The organism is Phenylobacterium sp. (assembly GCF_037138395.1).
Lineage (GTDB): Bacteria > Pseudomonadota > Alphaproteobacteria > Caulobacterales > Caulobacteraceae > Phenylobacterium.
This window is the reverse complement of record NZ_JBAXIM010000018.1, coordinates 1-25,349: the sequence shown is the minus strand read 5'-3', so window position 1 is coordinate 25,349 and position 25,349 is coordinate 1. Positions and strand designations below refer to the sequence as shown.

General features: G+C 69.1%; 23 protein-coding genes. 18 read left to right on the top strand and 5 right to left on the bottom strand.

Translation table 11 applies throughout. From position 1 onward, the window contains the following. The 16 genes from WCJ52_RS02590 to WCJ52_RS02515 form a co-directional block, all read left to right on the top strand. On the top strand, window positions 1–712 hold a 712-nt coding region (locus WCJ52_RS02590), incomplete at its 5' end, for a cyanophycin synthetase (RefSeq protein ID WP_336901735.1). Next, window positions 712–1,824 carry a phospho-N-acetylmuramoyl-pentapeptide-transferase gene (gene mraY, locus WCJ52_RS02585; RefSeq protein WP_336901734.1) on the top strand — a complete coding sequence of 371 codons (1,113 nt, stop codon included), beginning with the start codon at window positions 712–714 and terminating at the stop codon, window positions 1,822–1,824. The genes WCJ52_RS02590 and mraY, both read left to right, overlap by 1 nt. 10 nt (window positions 1,825–1,834) lie before the next feature. Beyond that, window positions 1,835–3,253 carry a UDP-N-acetylmuramoyl-L-alanine--D-glutamate ligase gene (gene murD, locus WCJ52_RS02580; RefSeq protein ID WP_336901733.1) on the top strand — a complete coding sequence of 473 codons (1,419 nt, stop codon included), beginning with the start codon at window positions 1,835–1,837 and terminating at the stop codon, window positions 3,251–3,253. Further along, the gene (gene ftsW / locus WCJ52_RS02575) at window positions 3,250–4,395 is read left to right on the top strand and encodes a putative lipid II flippase FtsW (protein WP_336901732.1); all 1,146 of its coding nucleotides are present in this window, start codon (window positions 3,250–3,252) and stop codon (window positions 4,393–4,395) included. The genes murD and ftsW overlap by 4 nt, the downstream gene beginning before the upstream one ends. 49 nt (window positions 4,396–4,444) lie before the next feature. Further along, window positions 4,445–5,551 carry an undecaprenyldiphospho-muramoylpentapeptide beta-N-acetylglucosaminyltransferase gene (murG, locus tag WCJ52_RS02570; RefSeq protein WP_336901731.1) on the top strand — a complete coding sequence of 369 codons (1,107 nt, stop codon included), beginning with the start codon at window positions 4,445–4,447 and terminating at the stop codon, window positions 5,549–5,551. Further along, a complete protein-coding gene (gene murC, locus WCJ52_RS02565; protein WP_336901730.1) occupies window positions 5,548–6,963 on the top strand; it encodes a UDP-N-acetylmuramate--L-alanine ligase in 1,416 nt (471 codons plus the stop codon). Before murG ends, murC begins: the two co-directional genes overlap by 4 nt. Next, entirely contained in the window at window positions 6,960–7,877 is a 918-nt protein-coding gene (murB, locus tag WCJ52_RS02560) for a UDP-N-acetylmuramate dehydrogenase (RefSeq protein ID WP_336901729.1), read from the top strand. The genes murC and murB overlap by 4 nt, the downstream gene beginning before the upstream one ends. 54 nt (window positions 7,878–7,931) lie before the next feature. After that, a complete protein-coding gene (locus WCJ52_RS02555; RefSeq protein ID WP_336901728.1) occupies window positions 7,932–8,891 on the top strand; it encodes a D-alanine--D-alanine ligase in 960 nt (319 codons plus the stop codon). After that, window positions 8,857–9,744 (top strand): FtsQ-type POTRA domain-containing protein, encoded by an 888-nt coding sequence (locus WCJ52_RS02550; protein ID WP_336901727.1) that lies wholly within the window; start codon window positions 8,857–8,859, stop codon window positions 9,742–9,744. The genes WCJ52_RS02555 and WCJ52_RS02550 overlap by 35 nt, the downstream gene beginning before the upstream one ends. A 12-nt stretch (window positions 9,745–9,756) precedes the next feature. Further along, complete coding sequence (ftsA, locus tag WCJ52_RS02545) at window positions 9,757–11,082, top strand: cell division protein FtsA (protein WP_336901726.1); 1,326 nt, start codon at window positions 9,757–9,759, stop codon at window positions 11,080–11,082. A 204-nt stretch (window positions 11,083–11,286) separates the two neighbouring features. Continuing rightward, window positions 11,287–12,849, top strand: a complete 1,563-nt coding sequence (gene ftsZ / locus WCJ52_RS02540; RefSeq protein WP_336901725.1) for a cell division protein FtsZ — start codon at window positions 11,287–11,289, stop codon at window positions 12,847–12,849. 197 nt (window positions 12,850–13,046) lie between these two features. After that, on the top strand, window positions 13,047–13,940 hold the full coding sequence (gene lpxC / locus WCJ52_RS02535; protein ID WP_336901724.1) for a UDP-3-O-acyl-N-acetylglucosamine deacetylase: 894 nt from the start codon (window positions 13,047–13,049) through the stop codon (window positions 13,938–13,940). 91 nt (window positions 13,941–14,031) lie between these two features. Next, on the top strand, window positions 14,032–14,931 hold the full coding sequence (locus WCJ52_RS02530; protein ID WP_336901723.1) for an outer membrane protein assembly factor BamD: 900 nt from the start codon (window positions 14,032–14,034) through the stop codon (window positions 14,929–14,931). A gap of 59 nt (window positions 14,932–14,990) precedes the next feature. Continuing rightward, complete coding sequence (recN, locus tag WCJ52_RS02525; protein WP_336901722.1) at window positions 14,991–16,685, top strand: DNA repair protein RecN; 1,695 nt, start codon at window positions 14,991–14,993, stop codon at window positions 16,683–16,685. Further along, window positions 16,678–18,789, top strand: a complete 2,112-nt coding sequence (gene ligA / locus WCJ52_RS02520) for an NAD-dependent DNA ligase LigA (RefSeq protein WP_336901721.1) — start codon at window positions 16,678–16,680, stop codon at window positions 18,787–18,789. The genes recN and ligA overlap by 8 nt, the downstream gene beginning before the upstream one ends. Before the next feature lie 227 nt (window positions 18,790–19,016). Next, on the top strand, window positions 19,017–19,313 hold the full coding sequence (locus tag WCJ52_RS02515) for a helix-turn-helix domain-containing protein (protein ID WP_336901720.1): 297 nt from the start codon (window positions 19,017–19,019) through the stop codon (window positions 19,311–19,313). Between the two features lie 470 nt (window positions 19,314–19,783). Here WCJ52_RS02515 and WCJ52_RS02510 read toward each other — a convergent pair whose 3' ends face one another. From WCJ52_RS02510 to WCJ52_RS02500, 3 genes are all read right to left on the bottom strand, one after another. Beyond that, window positions 19,784–20,317: an ATP-binding protein gene (locus tag WCJ52_RS02510; protein ID WP_336901719.1), complete on the bottom strand. Its 534-nt coding sequence runs from the start codon at window positions 20,315–20,317 to the stop codon at window positions 19,784–19,786. Window positions 20,318–20,411: 94 nt separating this feature from the next. Beyond that, window positions 20,412–21,224 (bottom strand): transporter, encoded by an 813-nt coding sequence (locus WCJ52_RS02505; RefSeq protein WP_336901718.1) that lies wholly within the window; start codon window positions 21,222–21,224, stop codon window positions 20,412–20,414. Beyond that, window positions 21,224–23,053 carry an aminopeptidase P family protein gene (locus WCJ52_RS02500; RefSeq protein WP_336901717.1) on the bottom strand — a complete coding sequence of 610 codons (1,830 nt, stop codon included), beginning with the start codon at window positions 23,051–23,053 and terminating at the stop codon, window positions 21,224–21,226. The genes WCJ52_RS02505 and WCJ52_RS02500 overlap by 1 nt, the downstream gene beginning before the upstream one ends. 248 nt (window positions 23,054–23,301) lie before the next feature. Between WCJ52_RS02500 and WCJ52_RS02495 the strand changes: the two genes are divergently transcribed. Further along, window positions 23,302–23,859 (top strand): GNAT family N-acetyltransferase, encoded by a 558-nt coding sequence (locus WCJ52_RS02495; RefSeq protein ID WP_336901716.1) that lies wholly within the window; start codon window positions 23,302–23,304, stop codon window positions 23,857–23,859. A gap of 71 nt (window positions 23,860–23,930) precedes the next feature. Beyond that, complete coding sequence (locus tag WCJ52_RS02490; protein WP_336901715.1) at window positions 23,931–24,278, top strand: GIY-YIG nuclease family protein; 348 nt, start codon at window positions 23,931–23,933, stop codon at window positions 24,276–24,278. 20 nt (window positions 24,279–24,298) lie between these two features. Here the strand turns inward: WCJ52_RS02490 and WCJ52_RS02485 are convergent, their stop codons facing one another. After that, window positions 24,299–25,165: a 50S ribosomal protein L11 methyltransferase gene (locus tag WCJ52_RS02485; RefSeq protein ID WP_336901714.1), complete on the bottom strand. Its 867-nt coding sequence runs from the start codon at window positions 25,163–25,165 to the stop codon at window positions 24,299–24,301. Beyond that, the coding region (locus WCJ52_RS02480) for a hypothetical protein (protein ID WP_336901713.1) at window positions 25,162–25,349 on the bottom strand (188 nt) is incomplete at its 5' end. The genes WCJ52_RS02485 and WCJ52_RS02480, both read right to left, overlap by 4 nt.

The window sequence follows — 25,349 nt, the reverse complement described above, 5'->3', positions numbered from 1 at the left end:
CGCCCGGGCCCGGGCGCGCGGCCTTGTCGTGCGCAGCTTCGGCTGGGCGGAAGGGGCTGACGCCCGTCTCACCGACTTCGGGGTCGAGGCTGGTCGCGGCGTCATCCGGGGTGAGATCGACGGACGTCCCGTGGACCTGACCCTGTCTCAGACCGGCGCCCACTGGGGCCTCAACGCCATGGCCGTGATGCTACTGCTCGAGGCGCTGGACGTCTCGCAGCAGGACGGCCTTGCCGCCCTTTCGGCCTTCGAGGCCCTGCCCGGACGCGGCGCCGAAAGCCTCATCCGCAGCGTAAGGGGCGATTTCACCCTGATCGACGAGAGCTACAACGCCAATCCCATCTCCATGGCCGCGACCATCGGCTCGCTGGGCGTCCGCAGGGCACTGGGGCGGCGGTTCCTTGCCCTCACAGACATGCTCGAGCTTGGCGACGAGGGTGCCCGGTTCCATGCCGACCTTGCACGGCCCATCGCCGACGCGGGCATTGACCTGGTCTTCTGCGCCGGACCCCTGATGAAATCCCTCTGGGACGCCCTTCCTTCGACTCGGCGCGGAGGTTACGCGGTGGAGGCGTTGGAACTGGCGCCCATGATCTCCGCAGCTGTCGGGCAAGGCGATCTGGTCATGGTCAAGGGATCGAATGGGTCGCGGGCGGGCCTGGTCGCGGGTGCGCTTCGGGCCCTGGATCGCTCGGCCGGGGGGGCGGGCTGATGCTGTACTGGCTATACGAGCAGGTGGCGGCAGCGGGGGGGCATCATCCCCTGCTCAACCTCATGAAATACCTGACCTTCCGGACCGGGATGGCGCTGTTCACGGCCCAACTCGTGGTCGTCCTCATGGGATCGCGGTTCATCCGCTGGATGCAGGCCCGGCAGGGCAAGGGTCAGCCCATCCGGAGCGATGGTATCGAGCGCCACATCATCGAGAAGTCCGGCACCCCCACCATGGGTGGGGTGATGATCCTCGCCGGCCTGTTCACGGGTGCCCTCCTTTGGTGCGACCTCAAAAATGTCTACGTCTGGGCCGTCCTCCTGGTGACCGCCGGCTTCGGCGTCCTGGGCTTCCTGGATGACTACGCCAAGGTCACCCGACAGAGCTCGGCCGGCGTCTCTGGACGCCTCCGCCTCGTTGTCGAGGCCCTTCTGGCGGGATCCGCAGTCCTGATGATGGTACTCTGGGGGCGCAGCACAGCTGGAGACTCCGGGCTCTATACGAGCGTGGCGGTCCCGGTCCTGAAGGACTTCCTGATCAACCTCGGATGGTTCTACCTGGCCTTCGGGGCCTTCGTGATCGTCGGTGCCGCCAATGCGGTGAACTTCACCGATGGCCTGGACGGCCTGGCGACGGTCCCGGTCATGATCGCGGCGGCGGCCTTCGGACTCATTGCCTATCTGGTCGGCAACGCCGTCTTTGCCTCCTACCTCCAACTCCACCTCGTTCCCGGCGTCGGCGAGATAGCGGTCTTCTGCGGGGCGATGATCGGCGCGGGGCTGGGCTTCCTCTGGTACAACGCCCCGCCCGCCCGCATCTTCATGGGCGACACCGGCTCCCTCGCCCTGGGCGGCGCCCTCGGCGCCATCGCCGTCGCCACCAAGCACGAGGTCGTCCTGGCCCTGATCGGCGGCCTGTTCGTGGCCGAGACCCTCTCGGTGATGATCCAGGTGGCCTACTTCAAGCGGACCGGAAAGCGCATTTTCCTGATGGCGCCGATCCACCACCACTTCGAGAAGCTGGGATGGTCGGAACCGACCATTGTCATCCGCTTCTGGATCATCTCCGTCATGCTGGCCATCCTTGGCCTCGCGACGCTGAAGCTGAGATAGGGGAGGTCGCTTGATCCCGGTTCGCGGCTTCGAAGGCAAGACCGTCGCGGTCTTCGGGCTGGCCCGGACCGGACTGGCCGCCGCGCGCGCCCTCCTGGCCGGAGGTGCGGAGGTGGCGGTTTGGGATGAGCGCGCCCAGGGCCTGGCCGCAGCGCAGGCGGAAGGGTTCCAGATTGTCGATCTCTCGGTCGCCGAATGGTCCCAGTTCGACGCCCTTATGCTTTCGCCGGGCGTGCCCCTGACCCATCCTGAGCCCCACTGGACCGTTCAGATGGCCCGACAGGCCGGGGTCGAAATCCTTGGTGATGTCGAGCTCTTCGCCCGCAGCGTCAACCTGGCCCCTGCGCACAAGCGCCCGCACATCGTTGCCATCACCGGCACCAACGGAAAATCGACCACCACGGCCCTGATCGGCCATGTCTGCGCCCAGGCGGGCCGGGATACCCGCATCGGCGGCAATATCGGGGTGGGGGTCCTGGACCTGCCCGACATGCACGGCGGCGCGGTCTACGTCTTGGAGCTCTCCTCCTACCAGCTCGACCTCACCTCGAGCCTGAAGCCGGACGTTGCCGTCCTGCTCAACATCTCGCCGGATCACCTGGACCGCCATGGGGGCATGGAGGGCTACGTGGCCGCCAAGCGTCGGATCCTCCTGAACCAGGGCCCGGGGGACACCTCGGTCATCGGGGTCGACGATCCTTGGGGGCAGAGGATCTGCACCGAGGCGAAGTCGGCGAACCGCCGGACCATCATGCCGGTCTCCGCCTCCAAATCTATCGGCCGGGGCGTCTACGCCCTGCAGGGCCAGTTGTATGACGCCACCGGGGACAGGGCGGTGCAGGTCGCCGACCTCAACCGTGCGCGCTCACTTCCTGGCCGCCACAACTGGCAGAACGCAGCGGCAGCCTACGCTGCGGTCCGGGGCCTGGGCGTCCCCCCCGCCGACATCGCCGATGGCCTGCTCAGCTTTCCGGGGCTGGCCCACCGGATGGAGACCGTCGGGCATATCCGGGGCGTGCGCTTCGTGAATGACTCAAAAGCCACCAACAGTGATGCGGCCCGCCAGGCCCTTTCCAGCTATGGGCGAGTCTACTGGATCGCTGGGGGGCGGGCCAAGGAAGGCGGGATCGAGTCCCTCTCCGACCTCTTCCCGCGGGTGGCGCGCGCCTATCTGATCGGGGAGGCAGCAGGGGATTTCGCCCAGACCCTCGAGGGCAAGGTCCCCAACGTCGCCTGCACCCACCTCGGTGCAGCGGTGGCCCGGGCCTTCGCCGACGCCCAGGCGTCCGGGGAGGGCGGCATCGTGCTCCTGTCGCCGGCGTGCGCTTCCTTCGACCAGTTTGTGGACTTCGAGGCCCGGGGCGAGGCCTTCCGCGAGGCCGTCTGCGAACTGGCCGGGGTGGTGGCTGCTGGCGAGGCTGAAGCATGAGCCCGAATCCCGCTCACCAGGCCTTCGCCCGGTCCGACCGCACCCGCATCGGGGTCTGGTGGTGGACCATGGACCGCTGGCTGCTGGGTGCGGTGGCCGTCCTGATGGTCCTTGGTGTTACGATGTCATTCTCCGCGAGTCCCGCCGCTGCGGCCCGGATGAATGTCGGCGACCCCTTCCACTTCGCCCTGAGGCAGTGCGTGTTCGCCGCCGCCGGTGCAACCATACTGATCGGTGCCTCTCTCCTCGATGATCGCGGGGTCCGCAGGGCGGCCTTCTTCATCTACCTGGCGGCCATCCTCATCATGGCGGCACTGCCCTTCATCGGGCACAGCGCCAAGGGCGCGACGCGATGGCTCGAACTCGGCGGCTTTTCCCTGCAGCCGTCCGAATTCATGAAGCCCGCCCTGATCGTCCTGGTCGCCTGGATGTTCGCAGAGGCGCAGAAAGGGCAGGGGGTGCCGGGGGTGACCATCGCCTTCGCTCTCTACGGGGTTTCCGTGGCCCTGCTGCTGATCCAGCCTGACGTGGGGCAGACCATCCTGATCTCGGTGGCTTTCGGTGCCGCCTTCTGGATGGCGGGAGTGCCCATCTCCTGGGTGATGGGGCTGGGTGTCTTCACCGTCGGCGGCCTTATGTCGACCTATTTCCTGTTTCCCCACGTGGCCAGTCGCGTGAACCGGTTCATCAACCCGGAGGCTTCCGACACTCACCAGGTGGACCGCGCTGCCGAGGCCATCGCTGCGGGAGGCCTATTCGGCCGGGGACCAGGCGAGGGGGTCATGAAGCGTCACGTGCCGGATCTGCACACCGACTTCATCTATTCTGTCGCGGCCGAGGAATACGGGCTCATCTTCTCCCTGATCCTGATCGGCCTCTTCGCCTTCCTGGTGATCCGCGGGCTCCATCGAGCCCTGAAGCTCTCCGATCCCTTCCAGCAGGTCGCGGCCGCGGGCCTCTTCGTCCTGGTTGGCGAGCAGGTCCTGATCAATGTGGCCGTGAACCTTAACCTGATCCCCACCAAGGGTATGACCCTTCCCTTCATCTCCTATGGAGGGTCCTCGATGCTGGCGATCTGCCTGACCCTGGGTCTGGCCCTCGCCCTGACCCGCAGCCGCCCGGGCGCCTACGCCCAGGCCTGAGCCGCCTTCGCCCCTACCCAACCCTCCGGGAGTCCCTTAAACCCTGCCCATGCAGAAGATCGCTGTCGTCGCCGCTGGAGGAACAGGCGGACACCTGTTCCCGGCCCAGGCCCTCGCGGAGGCCCTGATCGCCCGGGGCTGGCGGATCGTCCTGGCCAGTGACGAGCGCGTCGCCGCCCTGGCGGAGTCCTTCCCGGCCGAGCGTCGGATCGGCCTGTCGGCCCGCACCTTCCGCCCTGGCGACGTTCTCGGCATGATCCGGGCGGGCGTCGCCATCTTCGCCGGCATCATGCAGGCCCGTGCGGCCTATCGCGAGATTCGGCCCGACGTCGTGATCGGCTTTGGCGGCTACCCGTCCGCGCCAGGCCTGCTCGCCGCCATGACGCAGAACCGGCCGACCGTCCTGCACGAGCAGAACGCGGTCATGGGGCGCGCCAACCGCCGCCTCGCCGGTCGCGTCCGCGCCGTGGCCTGCGCCTTTCCGATCCTGCAGAAGGCCCCCCCCGGCGTGGCCGAGCGCGCGGTCGTCGTGGGCAATCCTGTGCGGGCGGAAATCCGCGCCATCGCCGATGTTCCCTATGACCCGCCTTCCGAGACGGGCCCGATACGTCTGCTCATCACCGGTGGCAGCCAGGGCGCCCGGCTCCTGTCCGAGTTGATGCCCGCCGCCATCGCCGCCCTGCCGGAAGCCTTGCGCGATCGGCTTGAGGTCCAGCAGCAGACCCGCAAGGAAAGCCTCGACCTTGCCCGGCGGGTCTATGCCGACGCCAACGTCAAGGCCGAGATCGCTCCCTTTTTCCGCGACATGGCTGGCCGCCTGAAGGTGGCACACCTGGTGATCGGCAGGTCCGGCGCCGGCTCAGTCTGCGAGTTCGCGATCGCTGGCCGCCCGGCCATCCTCGTGCCGCTGGCGGTCGCCCTGGATGACGACCAGGGCCAGAACGCGCAGGTCATGGCGGATGCCGGCGGCGCCGTGGTTGCCCGGGAGGACCAGCTGACCGTGGAGACCATGTCCAAGGCCCTCGAAAAGCTTCTGTCTCAGCCCGACAGGCTGGTCCGGATGGCTGAGGGCGCCCGCAGCCTCTCCCGGCCCGACGCCGCCGAACGCCTGGCCGACCTGGTCGAGGCCGTCGCTGCAGAAGGACGTCGCGGATGAACCGCAGAAGGCCCACCCCCTTCGACATCGGGCCCGTCCACTTCGTCGGGATCGGCGGGATCGGCATGAGCGGCATCGCCGAGATCATGCTGCGGGTCGGCTATACGGTGCAGGGCTCGGACGCCCGCGCCAACGCCAATACCGAGCGCCTTGAGAAGCTGGGCGCCCGCATCTTCATCGGCCAGCAGGCCGGCAATCTCGGGGCCGCCTCCGCCGTGGTCTATTCGACGGCGATCCGGCCCGATAATCCCGAGCTGGTCGAGGCCCGCAGCCGCCGCCTGCCCCTGGTCCGCCGCGCCGAGATGCTGGCCGAGCTCATGCGCCTGCAGTTCTCGGTGGCGGTGGGCGGGACCCACGGCAAGACCACCACCACCTCGATGATCGCCGCCCTGCTGGACGCCGGCGGCCTGGATCCCACCGTGATCAACGGGGGGATCATCAATGCCTATGGCGCCAACGCCAAGGTGGGGCAGGGGGACTGGATGGTCGTGGAGGCCGACGAGTCTGACGGCACCTTCCTGCGGTTGAGGGCCACCTGCGCCGTCGTCACCAACATCGACCCCGAGCACCTCGACCACTACGGTTCCTTCGACGCCGTCCGGCGGGCCTTCCGCGAGTTCGTGGAGAGCGTTCCCTTCTATGGCTTCGCCGCCGTCTGCACGGACCATCCGGAGGTCCAGGCCATGGTCGCCCGGGTCGAGAACCGGCACCTGGTGACCTATGGCGTGAATCCCCAGGCCGAGGTCCGGGCCGAGCATATCGAGATGGGACCGGACGGCTGTCGGTTCGACGTCGTTATCCGGCCCCATGAGGGTCCCGCCCTGGAATGGCCCGGCCTGCACCTGCCCATGGCAGGACACCACAATGTGCTGAACGCCCTCGCGGCCATCGCGGTCGCCCGCGAACTGGGAGTCGGTGAAGACGATATACGCAGCGGTCTTGCGGGATTCGGCGGTGTGCGCCGGAGGTTCACCACAACCGGCGTCGCCCGGGGTGTCCGCATCGTCGATGACTACGGCCATCACCCGGTCGAGATCGCTGCCGTCCTGCAGGCGGCCCGGGCGGTCACCGGGGGGCGGGTCGTGGCGGTGGTTCAGCCCCACCGGTATTCCCGCCTGAAAGACCTGTTCCAGGACTTCTGTTCCTGTTTCAACGACGCCGACACGGTCATCGTCTCAGATGTCTACGCGGCGGGTGAGGCCCCCCTGGAAGGCGCCAGCCGGGACTCCCTCGTCGAGGGCCTCAGGCGCCATGGGCACCGCAGGGTCCTGGCGCTTTCCGGCCCTGACGCCCTCGCGGCCCTGATCGGTGCCGAGACCTCGCCCGGCGACCTCGTGATCTGCCTGGGCGCGGGAGACATCACCGCCTGGGCCTACGCCCTGCCTGGCCAGATCGAGGCCCTGGCCCCGTGAGCTGGCGGGACCGGCTGCCAGAGGTTCGCGGGCGCCTGCTCAGGGACGAGCCCCTTGCCCCTTTCACCTGGTTGCGGGTTGGCGGACCGGCCGACGTCCTGTTCCTGCCGGCCGACGAAGCGGACCTGGCCGGCTTCCTGGCCGCGCTCGACCCGGCTATGCCGGTCACGCCCCTGGGCGTCGGCTCCAACACCCTGGTGCGTGACGGGGGCGTTGAGGGCGTTGTCATACGCCTGGCGGGCCGGGCCTTCTCCCGGATCGAGCGGGTGGGAGACCGGCGGCTCACGGCCGGCGCGGCGGCCCTTGACGCCCATCTCGCCCGGGAAGCGGCGGCGGCCGGGCTGGCGGGCCTGGAGTTCTACCGGGGCGTACCCGGCTCCATCGGCGGGGCCCTGGTAATGAACGCCGGATGCTATGGTGCCGAAACGGCGGATGTCCTGGTCGAGGCCCGGGCGGTGGCCCGCGACGGGCGGATCGTCACCCTTCCGGCGACAGAGATGGGATTCAGCTACCGGCGCAGCGCCAGGGCGGCCGCGGGCGACCTGATCTTCACGGCCGGCCTGTTCGAGGGGCAACCCGATGATCCGGGGGCGATCACCGCCCGGATGGACGAGATCACCCGTCGCCGCGAGGCCAGCCAGCCCATCCGCGAGAAGACCGGCGGATCGACCTTCAAGAACCCAGAGGGGCATTCGGCCTGGAAGCTGGTGGACGAGGCCGGATGGCGGGGTCGGCCCTTTGGCGGCGCCATGTTCTCGCCCCAGCACGCCAATTTCCTGATCAACAGCGGCGAGGCGACGGCGGCGGACCTCGAGGGCCTGGGCGAGGCGGTGCGCGCCGACGTCGAGGCCAGGACGGGGGTCCGCCTGGAGTGGGAGATCCGCCGCATCGGTCGTCCGGCGTCCGCGCCTTGACAGCCACCGCCGTCCGCGCGACGCCCCGGCCCGTCCTTCTTCTGGAGTTCGCCCATGCCAGAGCCTGATTCCCGCCCGCTGGCCGGTCGTCACGTCGCGGTCCTTCTTGGTGGCCTGTCCTCGGAGCGCGAGGTGAGCCTGGTCTCCGGCACCGCCTGCGCCGACGCCCTCGAGCGCCTGGGCGCCCGGGTGTCCCGGGTTGATGCTGGCCGCGACCTGGCCGAGGTGCTGGTCCGTGTCTCTCCGGACGTCTGCTTCAACGCCCTGCACGGCGTCTGGGGAGAGGACGGCTGCGTCCAGGGCGTCCTGGAGACCCTCGGTCTGCCCTATACCCATTCCGGCGTCCTGGCCTCGGCCCTGGCCATGGACAAGACCCGCGCCAAGGCGGTCCTTTCCGCGGCCGGTGTGACCGTGCCGGGAGGCGGGCTGTACGATCGGCACCTGGCCGCCGCAGGCCATGTCATGCCCCCACCCTATGTCATCAAGCCTAACGCCGAGGGTTCGTCGGTCGGGGTCTTTATCGTCCAGGCGGGTGCCAACACCCCTCCGCAGGCGATTGCAGTCGCCGACTGGGCCCTGGGCGAAGAGGTCCTGGTCGAGCCCTACATCCCGGGGCTTGAGCTCGCTGTCGGGGTCATGGACGGCCGGGCGATGATGGTGACCGAGATCGTGCCCGCCTCTGGCTTCTACGACTATGAGGCCAAGTATGGCGAAGGGGGCTCTACCCACGTGCTTCCGGCCCGGATTTCCCCTCAAGTGGCCGACCGGGCCCGTCGCCTGGCTGAGATCTCCCACGCGGCCCTGGGCTGTTCCGGTGTGACCCGTTCGGACCTTCGTTATGACGCCGTTAACGACATTCTGGTTCTTCTGGAAGTGAATACGCAGCCCGGAATGACGCCGACCTCACTCGTCCCCGAGCAGGCCGCCGCAATCGGTGTGGCGTTCGACCAATTGGTGCTCTGGATCACGGAGGACGCCCATGCCCGCGGCCATGCGGGGAGGATCGTCGGCTAGGCCGACCGGGCAGGGTGCGGCGCAGTCCGCAGCCCGGGGCCGCGGGGCCGCGCCTGCTGGCGGACCCTCTGCGGCGGCCATCCTGCTGGCGGCTCTCGCGGTCATCCTGGCGGCTCTGGTCCTGATCCTTGCCACTGGCGGACGGGGTGCCCGCATGGCCCAGGCCGTCCGTACGGACATCGCCCAGCGTCTCGCGGCTTCAGGTTTCCGGCTCGATAACGTCCGGGTCAAGGGTGCCTCCCCCCTTGCGACCGGCGATATCCTGAAGGCCGCCGGGCTCTATAAGGGTCAGCCGCTGGCCGACATGGACCTGGACGTCATCCGCCAACGGATCGAGTCGGTGGGCTGGGTTCACGACGTCAGGGTCGTGCGGCTCCTCCCCGATACCCTCCTCATCCAGGTGGTCGAGCGTCGCCAGCTTGCCGTCTGGCAGTCCGCAGGGCAGCGGCAGGTCATCGACGTCCGGGGCGCCGCGATCCCGGAGGCTGACCCGGCCCAATTCGCAGGCCTGCCCCTGGTCGTGGGTGCAGGCGCGGACAAGGCGGCGGCCGCCATTCTTCTTGAATTGAGCCGGCGTCCGTCGGTTCTGTCCCAGGTGGAGGCCCTGGTCCGGGTGGACCAGAGGCGCTGGGACCTGAGACTCAGGTCAGGGGGGCTGATCCAGCTGCCTGCCCTTGATGAGGCCGCCGCGCTACGGCGGCTGGATGAACTGGACCGGACGTCGGGGCTGATGCGCATCGGCTTCGAACGCCTGGACCTGCGGGACCCGGCCGTGATGGCCGTGCGCCCGAGGACCGGAGGGGCGGTTGCCGCCTCGCCGGAGCTGCCGCCAGAAGCGGCGTCAAAGGGATGATGGGGGTTTCAGGTGGCCATGATTGAAGCGCGTCGGGAGTCCCGGGATGGCCTGAAGGCGGCCCTGGGGCGACAGGCTGTCACCGCTGCAGTGGACCTCGGTGCCAGCAAGGTCGCCTGCTTCATCATGAAGCCGGACGGAGTCCGGCGGGTCGACCGGACCCTGACCACCGCCGGCGTGGCCCACGTCCAGTCCCGGGGAGTTCGCAACGGATCGATCATCAATATCGACGAAGCCTCCGAGGCGGTAGCCCAGGCTGTTGAGCGCGCCGAGAGCATGGCAGAGGTCCGCGTTCAGGGCGTCACCGTCACCACTGCGGGCGGGCAGCTTGCGGGACGCCGGGTGGCAGGACGGGTCTCCCTCGGCGCCCGGCCGATCTCCGATGACGACCTCGCCCGGGCCATCCGTTCGGCCATGACCCAGCTGAAGCTGCAGGACCGCAAGGCCATCCATATCCTGCCGGTGTCCTGGAGCGTTGACGCGCAGTCGGGTATCCGGGATCCCCGCCAGATGTTCGGACGCATATTGGGCGTCGAGTTGCTGGTGGTGACCATCACCGAGGCGGCCTACCGGGTCCTGGCGACCTGCGTCGAGCGGGCCCACCTGACCTTCGAGGGCGTCGCCGCCGCGCCCTTCGTCTCGGCCCTCGCAGCCCTCGAGGAAGACGAGATGGATCTGGGCGCCGTCTGCATAGACATGGGCGGAGGCTCAACCTCTGCGGCCATCTTCTCAGGTGGCAGTCTGCTGCATGTCGAGACAGTTCCGGTGGGCGGCCAGCATGTGACCTCCGACATCGCCCGGGGCCTGTCCACCTCCTGGGCCGGTGCAGAGCGCATCAAGACGCTGCATGGCTCGGCCATTGCCTCGGCCAACGAGGACAAGGAGATGATCGAGGCTCCGCCTCGAGGGGACGACCCGGGAGCCGGTCCAGTGATTGCCCCCAGGTCCCTCCTGAAGGGCATCATCGCCCCCCGGGTCGAGGAAACCATGGAACTCCTGCGCGACCGCCTCAAGGCGTCGGGTGCCTCCGTCGAGTTGGGTGCCGGGCTGATCCTGACGGGCGGCGCGAGCCAGCTGGCGGGGGTCCGCGAGGTCGCCCTGAGGGTCTTTGACCGGCCAGTCCGGCTGGGCCGTCCGCGCCGGGTCCCCCATCTTGCTGACGCAGCCTCGGGACCGGCCTTCTGCGCTGCCGCGGGAGTTCTCCAGAGGGCCGCCTTCGGCCCCCGGGAAGCTGTTGCCGCCCGCGCCCTGGTCAATCTCGGCGTCCGCCGCGAATCCCTGGATTCACGCACCAACCCGATGATTCGCGCCGCCGTCTGGCTGAGAGATAACCTCTGAGGCGCTGGTGCCGCCCTAGCGTCGCAAAACCGTCGATTTTGTGCACAGGAAAGCGTGTCCAAGCCTCGACGGGCCTCCGACTCGGGCTAAGCCATTAACACCAAATTAAGAGCGATGGGGGGACTGTTAACCCTGTCGTCGGACCGGTTCTGCTGGGCGTTCCAGCGGGCCGGAGAAACGTCTGACGGAGGACGCGAGGGTCTCATGGCAATTGCACTTTCCGCGCCGCGCGCGACCGAACTCAAGCCGCGCATCGTCGTCTTCGGCGTTGGAGGCGCAGGCGGGAACGCCGTCAACAACATGATCGACGCCGGCCTGGAGGGCGTTGAGTTCGTGGTCGCCAACACCGACGCCCAGCAGCTGGCCTTTGCCAAGACCGACCGCCGCATCCAGCTTGGGGTCACCGTGACCCAGGGCCTCGGCGCCGGGGCTCATCCCGAGGTGGGAATGAGCGCCGCCGAAGAGTCTATCCCCGAGATCGGTGAGCACCTCGACGGCGCCCACATGGTCTTCATCACCGCTGGCATGGGCGGCGGCACGGGCACCGGCGCGGCGCCGATCATCGCCAAGGCCGCCCGCGAGCGCGGCATTCTGACTGTTGGTGTTGTCACCAAGCCCTTCCATTTTGAAGGCCGTCACCGGATGCGCCTGGCCGACAGCGGCATTTCCGAGCTGCAGCGGTATGTCGACACCCTGATCGTCATCCCGAACCAGAACCTGTTCCGTGTTGCCAACGAGCGGACGACCTTCGCCGAAGCCTTCGGCATGGCCGACCAGGTTCTGCATTCCGGCGTCCGGTCCATCACCGACCTGATGGTGCTGCCCGGCCTCATCAATCTCGACTTCGCCGATGTCCGCACGGTCATGACCGAGATGGGCAAGGCGATGATGGGCACTGGCGAGGCCGAGGGCGAAGACCGCGCCCTGATGGCCGCCAATAACGCCATCCAGAACCCGCTGCTGGACGAAGTCTCCCTGCGCGGCGCCAAGGCCGTCTTGGTCAACGTCACCGGCGGCCTCGACATGACCCTGCTGGAGGTCGACGAAGCCGCCAACGCCATTTCGGAGCAGGTGGACCCCGAGGGCAACATCATCTTCGGCGCCGCCTTCGACCCGTCCCTCGACGGCAGGATCCGCGTCTCGGTCGTTGCCACCGGCATGGACGGGGCGTCCATGTCGGCCATTGAGCCGCGTCCTACCCGGACGATCTCCCAGCCGCCGGCCCTTCGCTTCGCCGATCCTGTCGCCGCCCAGGCGCTGCCTGAGCTGGCGTCCCGGGCCCAGTCCGTCGAGGCCGAGGCCAGGTTCGAGCCCGCGGCTCCGGCGATGATCTTCTCCGCGCCCGAGCCGGCGCCTGTCGAGCCCGCCCTGTTCTCGGATGCGGCCGGCCCGGCTCCGGAGTTCCTGGCCCCCAAGCAGGGCGACCTCCTCTCGGCGTCAGCCACCCTTGCACCTGTGGCCACCGCTGAGCCTGGTCCCTCGATCCGGCCCCTCGAACCTGCCGTGAAGAAGATCATCGATCCCATGGTCGCCGATGACGACGACTTCGACAGCATCTTCCCGACATCCATCGCCCCGCCGCCAGCCAAGGCGGGCGGCTTTCGTCTCTGGGGCCCCAAGCGCCCGGCGCGCTTTGATCCGCCGCCCGCGACGGCGGCTTCGCCCCGCGCCGGTGGTGCCCTGCCTTCCGAGGCGCCTGGAGAGGCGGCCGTGCCGGAAGGTGAGGACCTGAACATCCCGGCCTTCCTGCGCCGCCTGGCGAACTAGGCCCCTCACGGGACGTCAGAATTATAGGGCCCGCCGGTTCTCCGGTGGGCCCTTTCCATTTCCGCAATCCTTCAGGATTCAATGGGCTTAGCCCTGGAAACATTACGAAACGCAACGTGTTTTGCGGCACTGCAGCAAGCCGCTTATCTCCCGGGCTGGCGGAATGTTTGTTCGTCCCTGTCACCCGGAGACTTGTCTTGGCCGAAGTTACGTTCCAGCACACCGTCAGCAGCCCCGTGCGGTTCGCCGGGATCGGCGTTCACACGGGTGCCCACGCCCGGGTCGTCGTACTGCCTGCGCCTGCCGGTGTCGGGGTGGTCTTCGTGCGGACGGACATCTGCGACCAGGACAACCGGGTTCCCGTCAGCGGCGAGGCGGTCTGCAAGACCCAGCTGGGGACTGTGATCACCAATGCGGCCGGCGTTACGGTCGCCACCATCGAGCACCTGATGGCCGCCCTCGTCATGGTTGGTGTGGACAATGCCCTTATCGAGATCGACGGCCCCGAGATGCCGATCATGGACGGCTCCGCCCTCGACTTCGTCCACGGGCTCGACGCCGCGGGTCTGACCCGGCAGGGAAAGCTTCGTCAGTACATTGAGATCCTCGACTTGGTCGAGGTGATCGAGGGCGACAAGCGCGCGGCCCTGCGTCCGGCGGACGGCTTTGAAGTGGCCTTCGAGATCGCCTTCGCCTCCCGCGCCATTGGCCGGCAGGCCGTGGACCTGAAGATGGATGGCGAAGCCTTCCGTCGAGAGCTTGCCGACTGCCGCACCTTCGGTTTCCTGCATGAGGTCGAGGCCTTGAGGGCCATGGGCCTGGCCCGGGGCGGCTCGATGGACAACGCCGTCGTGATTGACGGCGATGAGATCCTGAACGCTGAGGGCCTGCGCCGGCCTGACGAATTCGTCCGCCATAAGGCCCTTGACGCGATTGGCGATCTCTTCGTCCTCGGAGCACCCGTCATCGGCCGGTTCGAAGGCGTCCTGGCCGGTCACGCCCTGAACAATGCCGTGGTTCGGGCCCTGCTGGCCTCGCCCCACGCCTGGCGGATGTGCACCCTGGCCCCGCAAATGGCCGAAGCGGTCTGAGCCGCGCCGTGGACATTGGCGTCGGCTCCGGCGTCGTGTAGAACCTTTACCGGTCAGGCGCGGGGGCGCGCTCTTGTCCTTTGAGGTGATTGTGTCCGTGCTTCGCAGATCCTGGACCGCGCCGGCCCTCGTGGCCCTTGCGGCGGTGCTCGCCCTTTCGGGATGCGCCGCCCAGCCCAAAAAGCAACGCCTTGTCTACGAAGAGCGGCCTGTTGAACTGCTCTACTCCACGGGGTCGGCGCGCCTGGATGCGCACCAGTGGACCCAGGCTGTGGACTACTTCTCCGAGGTCGAGCGCCAGCATCCCTATTCGGAGTGGTCGCGCCGGGCGATTCTGATGACCGCCTACGCCAACTACCAGGCGGGGAAGTATATCGAGGCGATCGGCGATGCGGACCGGTTCCTGTCGCTCTATCCGGGCAACCCCTCTGCCGGTTATGCCCACTACCTCAAGGCCATCTGCTACTTTGACCAGATCGTCGACGTGGGCCGTGACCAGGCCTCGACTGGACAGGCGCTCGCGGCCCTGCGGGATGTTGCGCAGAGGTATCCGCAGACCGAGTACGCCGCCGACGCCCGGTTGAAGATCGACATGGTCAATGACCAGCTCGGGGGCAAGGAGATGTCCGTGGGGCGGTATTACCTCCGGAACGGTGACACGCTGGCGGCCATTGGGCGTTTCCAGACCGTCCTGCAACGCTACCAGACGACCACCCACGCTCCCGAGGCACTGTATCGCCTGGTCGAGGCCAACCTCACCCTGGGCCTCGCTGAGGAGGCCAAGCGCAATGGCGCTGTCCTGGGCTTCAACTATCCCGGTGATTATTGGTACAGCGAGGCCTACAGCCTCCTGACCTCCAAGGACCTGAAACCTGCTGTGGTTCCCAATGCGAAAGGCAAGCGCGGGTTCCAGCTACCCTTCTCCAAGGATCCCGCCAAGACCCTCCCACCCGCCGTCGCCGAGGCGCCCCGGCCCCCCGGGGCGGGCTGACCCGTCTCCGACGCTCGGGCGGACTTCCCGTCCAGCCGATTCGCGGCGAACCTGTCCCCATGCTCACCGGCCTCTGGATCCGCGATGTCGTCCTGATCGAGAGCCTGGACCTGGTCGTAGGTCCAGGGCTGACGGCCCTCACGGGTGAGACCGGCGCCGGCAAGTCCATCCTCCTCGACGCCCTGGGTCTTGCGACCGGCACCCGGGCGGAATCGGGCCTGGTCCGCCAGGGGGCCAGCCAGGCCAGCGCCGCCGCAGCCTTTTCCCTTCCTCCGGGCCATGCGGTCTGGAGCCTCCTCGAGGCCCGGGGGCTTGAAGCTGCGCCTGGCGAGGACCTGATCCTGCGCCGCGTCCTGGCCGCCGATGGCCGGAGCCGGGCCTTCATCAACGACCAGCCCGCCAGCGTCGCCGCCCTGCGGGAGATCGGCGCCCTGCTGGTCGAGGTTCACGGCCAGCATGAAACGGTCGGTCTGCTGGATTCGCGCACCCATCGGGACCTGCTCGACGCCTTTGGTGGATGCACCGATGCGGTCCGCAGGACCGGCGAGACCTGGAAGGCCTGGCGCGAGGCGGAGGCGGCCCTGGAGGCCCTGACCCGCGACGCCGCCGCGAGCGCCGCCGAGGCCGAGGAGGCCTCGCGCATCCTGGCCGAACTGGACCAGCTAGCGCCCGAGGCCGGGGAAGAGGCCGCCCTGGCCGAGACCCGCGCCGTCCTCGGGGCGGCAGAGAAGGCCTTGGCCGACATCTCCCAGGCCGGGGAGGCGCTGGACGGCCTGTCCGCGCGTCTGGCCGGTGCCCTCCGGGCCCTGGGCCAGGCCCGAAGCCGGGCCCTGCAGGCGGGGGCGGATGCGGAGGGTGCGGCTGTACAGCGCCTGGCCGAGGCGGAATCCGCCCTCGACTCTCTTTTCAGTGGTCTCCAGGAGGCTGAGTCCTCCGTCGAAGCGGCCGCGACGGCCTTCGCCTTCCGTCCCGATGACCTTGAGACGGCGGAGGAGCGCCTGTTCGCCCTGCGGGCGGCGGCCCGGAAGCTGGGGTGTGCGGTGGAAGAGCTGCCCGTACGCCGTAAGGCCCTCGCCGAGCGCCTGGCGCGCCTGGAGTCGGGTGACGCCCAGGCCAGTGCCGTCCGGCAGGCCGCCCTGCAGGCGCAATCTGCTTATCTTGAGGCCGCGGGAGCCCTGTCGGCGGCGCGGCGCCTGGCCGCCGACGCCCTGTCCCGGGCGGTCGAGGCCGAACTTCCGCCCCTCAAGCTCGAGCGGGCCCGGTTCCGGGTCGGGCTGACGCCCCTGGCGCCAGACCGCTCCGGCCCGGGAGGCTCCGACCGGGTCGGGTTCGAGGTTGCCACCAACCCGGGCGCGCCCTTCGGCGACCTGACCACCGTGGCCTCGGGCGGGGAACTCTCCCGCTTCGCCCTGGCCCTCAAGGCCTCCCTGGCGGGCCGGGGGGGAGAGCCGCCCCTGATGATCTTCGACGAGGTGGACCAGGGGGTCGGGGGCGCCGTGGCCGACGCCGTAGGAAAGAGGCTGAAGCGCCTGGCCGCGGAGGGTCAGGTCCTTGTGGTCACCCACTCCCCCCAGGTGGCGGCCCGGGCCGACGCCCACTGGCGCATCGCCAAGGCCGGCGACGCGGAGGGCCTGCGCACCGGGGTCGAGATCCTGGACCCCATCGCCCGGGAAGAGGAGATCGCCCGCATGCTGGCCGGAGCCCAGATAACGGACGAGGCGCGCGCCGCAGCCCGGGCCCTGATGCATGCCTGAGATCCCCGTCTCCGACCTGACCGAGGCGCAGGCGGCCGAAGACCTGACCCGGCTGGCCGACGCGATCGCCGCCCATGACCTGGCCTATCACCAGGCCGATGCGCCGGTCATCTCGGACGCCGACTACGACGCCCTACGCCAGCGCAATGCCGGGATCGAGGCCCGCTTCCCCCATCTGATGCGGGAAAACTCCCCGTCCTTCCGGGTCGGCTCGGTGCGGTCGGACCAGTTCTCGGCGGTCGAGCACGGCGTGCCCATGCTGTCCCTGGACAACGCCTTCTCCGACGCCGAGGCGGAGGAGTTCGACGCCCGTATCCGGCGGTTCCTGCGGCTCGACGAGTCCGCCATCGCCTACACGGCGGAGCCCAAGATCGACGGGCTCTCGGCCTCCCTGCGCTACGAGGGCGGCGTCCTGGTGCGCGGCGCCACCCGGGGTGACGGCCGGGTGGGCGAGGACGTCACCGCCAACCTCCTCACCATCACCGACATTCCCCGTCGCCTGGCCGGGGAAGGCTGGCCCGACGTCGTCGAGGTGCGGGGCGAGGTCTATCTCTCCCACGCCGCCTTCGCCGAGCTGAACGCCCAGGCCGAGGCCGCCGGGCAGAAGACCTACGCCAACCCCCGCAACGCCGCCGCCGGCTCCCTGCGGCAGATCGACCCGCGGATCACCGCCACCCGGCCCCTTGGCTTCTTCGCCTATGCCTGGGGGGAGGTCAGCGCCCCCTTCGCCCCGGCCCAGTGGGAGGCCCTTGCGCGGCTCAAGGCCTGGGGCTTCGCTACCACGCCCCAGTCGCGCCGGGTCGAGGGTGCGCAGGGCCTGCTGGAAGCCTATCGGGAGATGGAGGCGGCGCGGCCGCACCTGGGCTTTGACATCGACGGCGTGGTCTACAAGGTCGACCGGCTGGACTGGCAGCAGAGGCTGGGCTTCGTCACCCGCACGCCGCGCTGGGCTGTCGCCCGCAAGTTCCCCGCTGAGCAGGCCCGGACCGTGCTCATGGCCATCGACCTGCAGGTGGGGCGTACCGGGGCGGTGACGCCGGTGGCCCGCCTGACCCCGGTCACGGTGGGCGGCGTGGTGGTGGAGAACGCCACCCTGCACAATGCCGACGAGATCGCCCGAAAGGACATCCGGGTCGGAGACACGGTCATCCTCCAAAGGGCCGGGGACGTCATTCCCCAGATTGTCGGCGTGGTGGCCTCCGAGCGGCCTGACCCCCCGCCGCCGCCCTTCGAATTCCCCGGGACCTGTCCCTGTCCCCTGGCCACGCCCCTGGTGCGCGAGACCACCGCCTCGGGCGCCGAGACGGTGGTGCGCCGCTGCTCGGGGGAGTTCGCCTGTCCCTTCCAGCGCATTGAGCACCTGCGCCACTTCGTCTCCCGCCGGGCCTACGACATCGAGGGCCTGGGCGAGAAACAGCTGGCGGCCTTCTTCGACCTGGGGTGGGTGCGCGAGCCCGCCGACATCTTCCGCCTGGCCCGGGACGCCGGACGGCTGGACGAACTGCGGACCCTGGACGGCTACGGCGAGACCAGCGTCGCCAACCTGGTCGCCGGCATCGAGGCGCGCCGGGCCATCCCCCTGGACCGCTTCATCTTCGGCCTGGGCATCCGCCATATCGGCGAGACGACGGCCATGGTCCTGGCCCGGGGCTACGGCTCGGCGCAGGCCTTCCTCGCCGCCATGGACCGGGTGGCCGAGCGGGATCCTGAGGCCATGGAGGAGCTGGACGCTCTCGACCAGGTGGGCGGCGCCGTCATCGAGGCCGCCGCGGCCTATTTCGGCGAGGCCCACAACCGCCGCATCGTCAGCGAACTGACGGCAGAACTGACCATCCGCGACGCCGAGGCCCCCCGCAGCGACACCGCCGTGGCCGGCAAGACCGTGGTCTTCACCGGTGCCCTTGAGCGCATGACCCGCGACGAGGCCAAGGCCCGGGCCGAGGCCCTGGGCGCCAAGGTGGCGGGCTCGGTGTCGAAGAAGACCGACATCGTCGTCGCCGGTCCGGGCGCCGGGTCAAAGCTGAAGACGGCCGAGGCCCTCGGGATCCAGGTCCTGACGGAGGCGGAGTGGCTGGAGATGATCGGCGACGCGCCTTCTTCATAAGAAGGGCAACGGGCGCTCCGATTCATCCCCCTAGGGGGAGGTGGACTGGGGCACCAGCGCCGGGGCCGCAGAGGGCTTCCGCGACCTTGACATCACTGTGTGATTCACACACCTCCAGTGTCTGGAGATCGAGTTCGACCCCGATAAGGATATCGGCAACCTGGCCAAGCACGGCGCGTCCCTGGCGCATGGGGTCCGGTTTCTCTCTGTGCGAAGGAGCAATTCAGGTGAGCAGGGAATCTATCACGGCGGTCCCGGCGGTCCCGGCTGACCCGGGCGACCCCGAGGACAGGGATGTCAGCTTTGCCGGGCTTGAGCGGGCGCAGATGGGACGGCGGCTACGCAAACTCAGGCGCCACCTTGGCCTCTCTCAGGCGGCGTTTGCTGAACGGTATTCGATCCCCCTGGCCAACATTCGCCAGTACGAGATTGGGCGGACCCTCCCTCCTGTCGCCGTCCGGGCCTATCTGCGCCTGATCGAAGCCGAGCCAGAGCGGGTGGCCGAGGTCCTGGGTGCCGACTGAGAGGCGAGGTGGCGGGGGCGTATCTAACTGACCCGACTTCGCCGGAGATCCGCCAACAGCAACGCAACGGGTTCCTTGGTTCCTTCACCCCAAGGCCTGAGGGGGACAACCGCAGCCCCGTTGACCCCCTCACCGGGCTTCGCCCGGAGCTCCCCCTGAGGTGGAGCAATTAGAGAGCGGGTAAATCCTCCACCACTTCGGGGGAGGTGGACCGGGGCGCCAGCCCCGGGACGGAGGGGGCAGCTGAGATGCCGTTGACCCCCTCACCGGGCTGCGCCGGGAACTCCCCCTGAGCTGGAGCATTTGAGAGGCTAAATCCTCCACCTCTTTGGGGGAGGTGGACCGGGGCATAATCCCCGGGTCGGAGGGGGCCCGCCTCCCCGCTGCCCGATCTCCGACGCCCCGCCGCTCTGAAAGCACCGCAGCGGGGGAATACTGGACCCGTCAGCATATTCTGGACTTCCCTGCGGTCATCTGACCGCAACGACCATTTCGCCCTCATCGATTGGCGCCTGGAAGTCTTTGAGGAATTTGGCGAGGACATCTGCGCCAATGGGAAATGCCGCGTTCGCATCGAACCTCCGGCCTCTCGCCTCCAGACGATCACGGAGCAAGCTTTCAGGCGCGCGTAGATAGACCAGCCGCCATGCACCGCCCGCGCTTTCTATGAGGTCCTTGTAGCTATCGCGGTGGGCCCGACTCCAGAAACTTGAGTCCACGACCGCCGGCTGCCTCCTGGCGAGTAGCTGAAGTAGGACGTCCTTTATCGCGTCTCGTGCCACAGCGACGTGGCCGGGATAGTCTTCTGGTGGGTAGTCGAGGCCATACCGACCGAAGCGGCCCCAAATTTCTTCGTCGATTGACAGGCGCGTGAAGCCTTTTGAGGCCAGTCGTGTGGAGAAGCTCGTCTTGCCGCTGCCGGCAACGCCGCACATCAAAATGATCAACCCGGGTTCGGGGCTGAGCAGCGCCAGGGCCGCGTCCTCTGTCAGGGGTTCGCTCATGGAATTCAAAACCTACAATTTCTCCGTCTTCGATGACTGCATGTCCTTCGGTTCCCCCGCCTCACCCGAGGGCCAGGCCGGCTGAGGGGGTGGGCTAGAGCCGACGGGCGAAGCCGATGGCGATCAGGGTGCGGGGACTGTCAGCTGTCAGTCCGAAGCCTGCGCCGATATCGAACTGGGCGTTCGGGCTGACCTGCCAGGCCAGGGTTGCAGAGACGGCGGACCGGGTTCCGGCGCCTTCGGGATCGAGGTCCCGGAACAGGCTGATATCGACCCCCGCGACAACCCCTTCACGGACCTCCCGGGAGACCCCGGCGGCGACCCCGAAGGCGGCGTGGCGGCCCTGGCCAGAGGCGTTGACGGCGAGGTCTGCCTCGGGCGTCAGGGCCACCTGCCATCCCCCGTCGAGGCTCCGGGCGAGGGGAATGCGGAGGCCGGCGCTCCAGTCTCCCGCCGTCGCCCGTCCCTGGCCCGTGGGCAGGGTGACGAAGCCCTGCAGGGCGAAGGCTGCATCTGGCCCGCCGGGGCCGTAGAGGGCGCCCAGGGTCAGGTCGCCGGCTTCGCCCCGGTGGGACTGGGTTCCTGCGCCCTCTGCGCTGTCTGGAGACCAGGTCAGGCCTGCCCAGCCGATCTGGGCCTCCAGGCCTGGGGTGAGGCCGACGCGAAGCATGGGCGCGGCGAGGGTGAACTGATGTTCCCCGCCGCCGGAGGAAGCGCCCCGGGTCCATGCCGCCAGGCTCGCCTCTACCAGGGTCTGGCCGGGGGCGGTGACGCAGGGCGGCGTGGTCTGGCCGGGGCGCGCCGGGCAGAAGGCGTCCTCCGCCCTAGCGGCCAGGGGGGCCAGCCCGAGCAGGATCGCCGGCAGCAGTCGGAGCGCGTTGAGGGGAAGCCGCCCCGCCTTCCGCATTACGCACCCCGCGCCGAGATGGGCGCGCAGGCACCCTCCAGCCAGGCGCGGACCGGGGCGTCCAGGTGCGGGCCGATCTCGCTCAGGACCCGGGCGTGGTAGGCGTCGAGCTGGTTGCGCTCTTCGGCCGTGAGCAGGTCGGGCAGGATCAGGGTCCGGTCGATGGGGGCCAGGGTCAGGGCCTCGAAGCCCAGCATGGGTCGGTCACCGCCGGGGATGGTCCGGGGCGAGGTGACGTACTGCAGGTTCTCGATCCGGATGCCGTAGGCGCCTTCCTTGTAATAGCCGGGCTCGTTGGAGACGATCATGCCCGGCTGCAGGGCCACGGCGTTGGGCGCCTTGGCGATCCGGTGCGGGCCCTCGTGCACGCCGAGGAAGACGCCGACGCCGTGGCCTGTGCCGTGGTCGTAGTCCAGGCCCCGCGACCAGAGGGCGGCCCGGGCGAAGGCATCCACCGCCGACCCCGAGGTGCCTTCCGGGAACCGCAGGCCGGCCAGGGTCAGGTGGCCCTTGAGCACCAGGGTGAAGCGCTCGCACATCTCGCGGCTGGGCGTCCCGATGGCCATGGTCCGGGTCACGTCGGTGGTGCCGTCTGGATACTGGCCGCCGGAGTCCACCAGCAGGAGGGTGCCCGGCACCGTGCGGGTATTGGTCTTTTCAGTGGGGTGGTAGTGCGGCAGGGCGGCGTTGCCCTGGGCGGCAGCGATGGTGTCGAAGGACAGGTCGGACAGGCCCTCGACCTCCTCGCGGAAGGCCTCGAGCCGGCTGGCAACCTCGATCTCGTCGGGCAGCAGGGCCTGGGCCTCCGTCGCCACCCAGTGCAGGAAGCGTGTCAGGGCGACGCCATCCCGGACATGGGCGCTGCGGGAGCCGGCGATCTCCACCGGGTTCTTGCAGGCCCGGGGCAGGGCGCAGGGGTCTTCGCCCCGTAGCACCCGAGCGCCGGCGGCCTCCAGGGCGTCGAAGTAGAAGGACGGCGACTGGGCCGGGTCGACCAGGACGACCTTGCCCTTCAGCGCCGCCAGGGCGCTGGGCAGGTCCGCCGGCGTTTCGAGGGACACGCCATTGCCCAGCCAGGCTGGGAGTTCGGGGGTGACCTTGGCCGGGTCCAGGAAGAGCCGGGCCGAACCGTCGCGGTTCAGTATGGCCTGGGCCAGGGGCAGGGGGGTGCGGCTGACGTCCCCACCGCGGACGTTGAACAGCCAGGCGATGGAGGCCGGGGCGGTCAGGACGGCGGCCTCGGCTCCCTTCGCGACCAGGCCCTCGCCCAGGCGCGCGCGCTTGGCTGTGGACTCCTCGCCGGCCAGTTCTAGGGCGTGGGGGCGCACCGGCGCAGCGGGCTGGGCCGGCCGATCGGCACCCCAGGCGACGTCCAGGGGGTTGGGGTCCAGGGATTTGAGGGTCGCGCCGGACCGGATTGCAGCGTTCTTCAGATAGCCCAGGGCGTCGGGGCTGTGCAGGCGCGGATCATAGCCGATCACCTGGCCGGGCCGGGTATGGGCCTCGATCCAGCCGGGGACCCCGCCGACCACCAGGTCGCAGATCTCGAACAGGGACGCATCCACCTGGGCGCGGACCTGGATGGTGTAGCGACCGTCCACGAAGACAGCGGCCCGGTCGGCCATGACGACAGCCGCCCCGGCCGAGCCCGTGAAGCCCGTGGCCCAGGCCAGCCGGTCGTTGGCGCCCGGTAGGTATTCGTTCTGGTGCTCGTCCTCGTGGGGCACGAGCAGGCCGTCGAGCCCCTGGGCAGCCATGGCGGCGCGGATGCGGGGCAGGTGGAGGGACCCGTAGGAGGGATCGGCGGACTCTTTGAAGCTCTGGCGCATGAGCGCTATTTAGGCCCGACTTGTGGGGTGCGCAAAGGTCGCAATCTTGCAGTTTGGCGGCAAGCTCGGCTACACGCCGCCCATGGTTCGCGCTGAGGCTCTTCTTTGCTCCAATTCCAACGGCCCCCCAGGGGTCGTTCGAACGCGCACGCCTTGAGCTGACGCCGCCTCGAACCAGACCCCGCCAACATCGGCCGGGGTCTGGCAAAACCAGGAACCGTCCGATCCTCCTGAATCGGATCCTTCCCATGTCCACTCCATCCTGGCTTCCTATCGAGACCGAGCGGCTTTTGCTGCGCGACTTCCGTGAAGACGACTTCGACGCTATCCACGCCTACGCCACCGACCCGGAGGTGGTGCGCTACATGGCCTGGGGCCCCAACACCCTGGAGGTCACCCGAGAGGTGCTGGACCGCAATCTTGAACGGCAGAAGACCTGGCCCCGGGAGGAGTTGAGCCTGGCCGTCGAGGTGAAGGTAACGTCTGAAATGATCGGCTCCATCTCTCTGCACGACGCCAACAGCGACAACAGCGCCTTCGGCTATTGCTACAGCCGGGATGCGTGGGGGAAGGGCTATGGGACCGAGGCGGCCCGAGCCCTAGCCCGGATCGCCGTCACGGAGTTGGGCCACCACCGCGTCTGGGCCACCTGCGACGCCCGTAACCACGGCTCCTATGCGATCATGGAGAAGGTGGGGATGCGCCGCGAAGGCCATCTACTGAAGAACCTCAAGGCCCACGACGGCTGGCGCGACAGCTATGTCTACGCGCTGCTGGCGGATGAATGGCGCGCGGCCAATCGCTAATAACATCCGGGTATAATTGACGAAGGCGGGTCGCCGCTGTAAGGAGCCTGGCTCACGTCGAGGATGAGACCGTGGACAAGCAACGCCGCCGAGACACTGTTCAGGCCTGGAAGGAGGGGCGCAAGTCCCGGGCGGGAATCTTCCGGGTGGCCTGCGCGCCGGAGGGGAAGGTCTGGCTGGGGGTCAGCCGGAACCTCGACTCCCAGCAGAACAGCATCTGGTTCAGCCTCCGGCACGGCGGCTCGCCCAACCGCGAGATGCAGGCGGCCTGGAAGGCCCATGGCGAGGACGCCTTCGCCTTCGACGAGGTCGAAGCGGTCGATGTGGAAGAACTCAGCGCCTACCTGGTCAACCAGCGCCTGCAGGAGCGCCTGAAGCACTGGTGTGCCGAACTGGGTGCGGGCCGGGTGGTCGCCTGAAGCGTCAGGGTTTTGGGGGCTCAGGGCCTCTCGAGGACGAGTGTCGCCCAGGCGTCGCGGTGGATGCGGCGCAGCAGGCGGAAACCGCGGGAGCGATAGGCCGCCAGCACCCGGCGTTCCTGGGTGCGCAGGAGGCCGGACAGGATGGCCACACCGCCGGGCCGCAGGGCACCGCGGATGTCCTGGGCCAAGGCCACCAGGGGCGGGGCCAGGATGTTGGCGAAGACCAGGTCGTATGGCGCCGCTGAGCGTACGCGTTGGTGGCCAAGGCCCGAGGCGTGGACGAACTCGGCCCGGGCCCCGTTCAGGGCGGCGTTTTCCCGGGCGATGCGGACGGAGGGGGCGTCGATGTCCGTGCCGCGGGCCAGCCGGGCCCCGGTCCGGGCGGCGGCAATGGCCAGGACCCCGGTGCCGGCGCCGACGTCCAGTACCTTGTCGAAGCGCCGGGCCTTGATCAGGTCGTTCCAGGCCAGGAGGCAGCCCACTGTCGTGCCGTGGTGGCCCGTTCCGAAGGCCGCGCCGGCCTCGATGCGCAGGGCGACCGCATTGACCGGGATCCGGCCCTGGTCATGGGCGCCGTAGACGAAGAAGCGACCCGCCCGGACGGGCGGCAGGCCCGACAGGGACATGGCCAGCCAGTCGGCATCGGCCAGGGCCTCGACCGTCGTGACCAGGCCGGGGAAGTCCGCCAGCCGGAAGCGTAGGGCGTCGACCTCCTCCGCCGTCGTGGGAAAGGCGTCTATGCGCCAGACGTCGCGGTCCTCGTCCTCCTCCAGGATGGAGTAGGTGGCAGCCTCCAGGCGCGGATCGGCGTCCAGGGCGGCGGCGGCGGCTTCGGCGATGGCGCGGGGCCCGCGGGCGATGATCTGGACGGCGTCGTCACTCATTCGCCTTCCTTAGGGCGCTCCGCCGGCGATGGCGAGGGGGCAGCGGCCTCGGGCGGGGTCGCCAGCGCCGCCCGGCGCAAGCCGGGAACCCCGGCATCGACCGGAGTCGGTGCGGCATGGAGGCGATCGATGAGCAGACTGCGCCTGGCCAGATAGAGCGGGTCGAGCAGGCCGCTCACCGGTA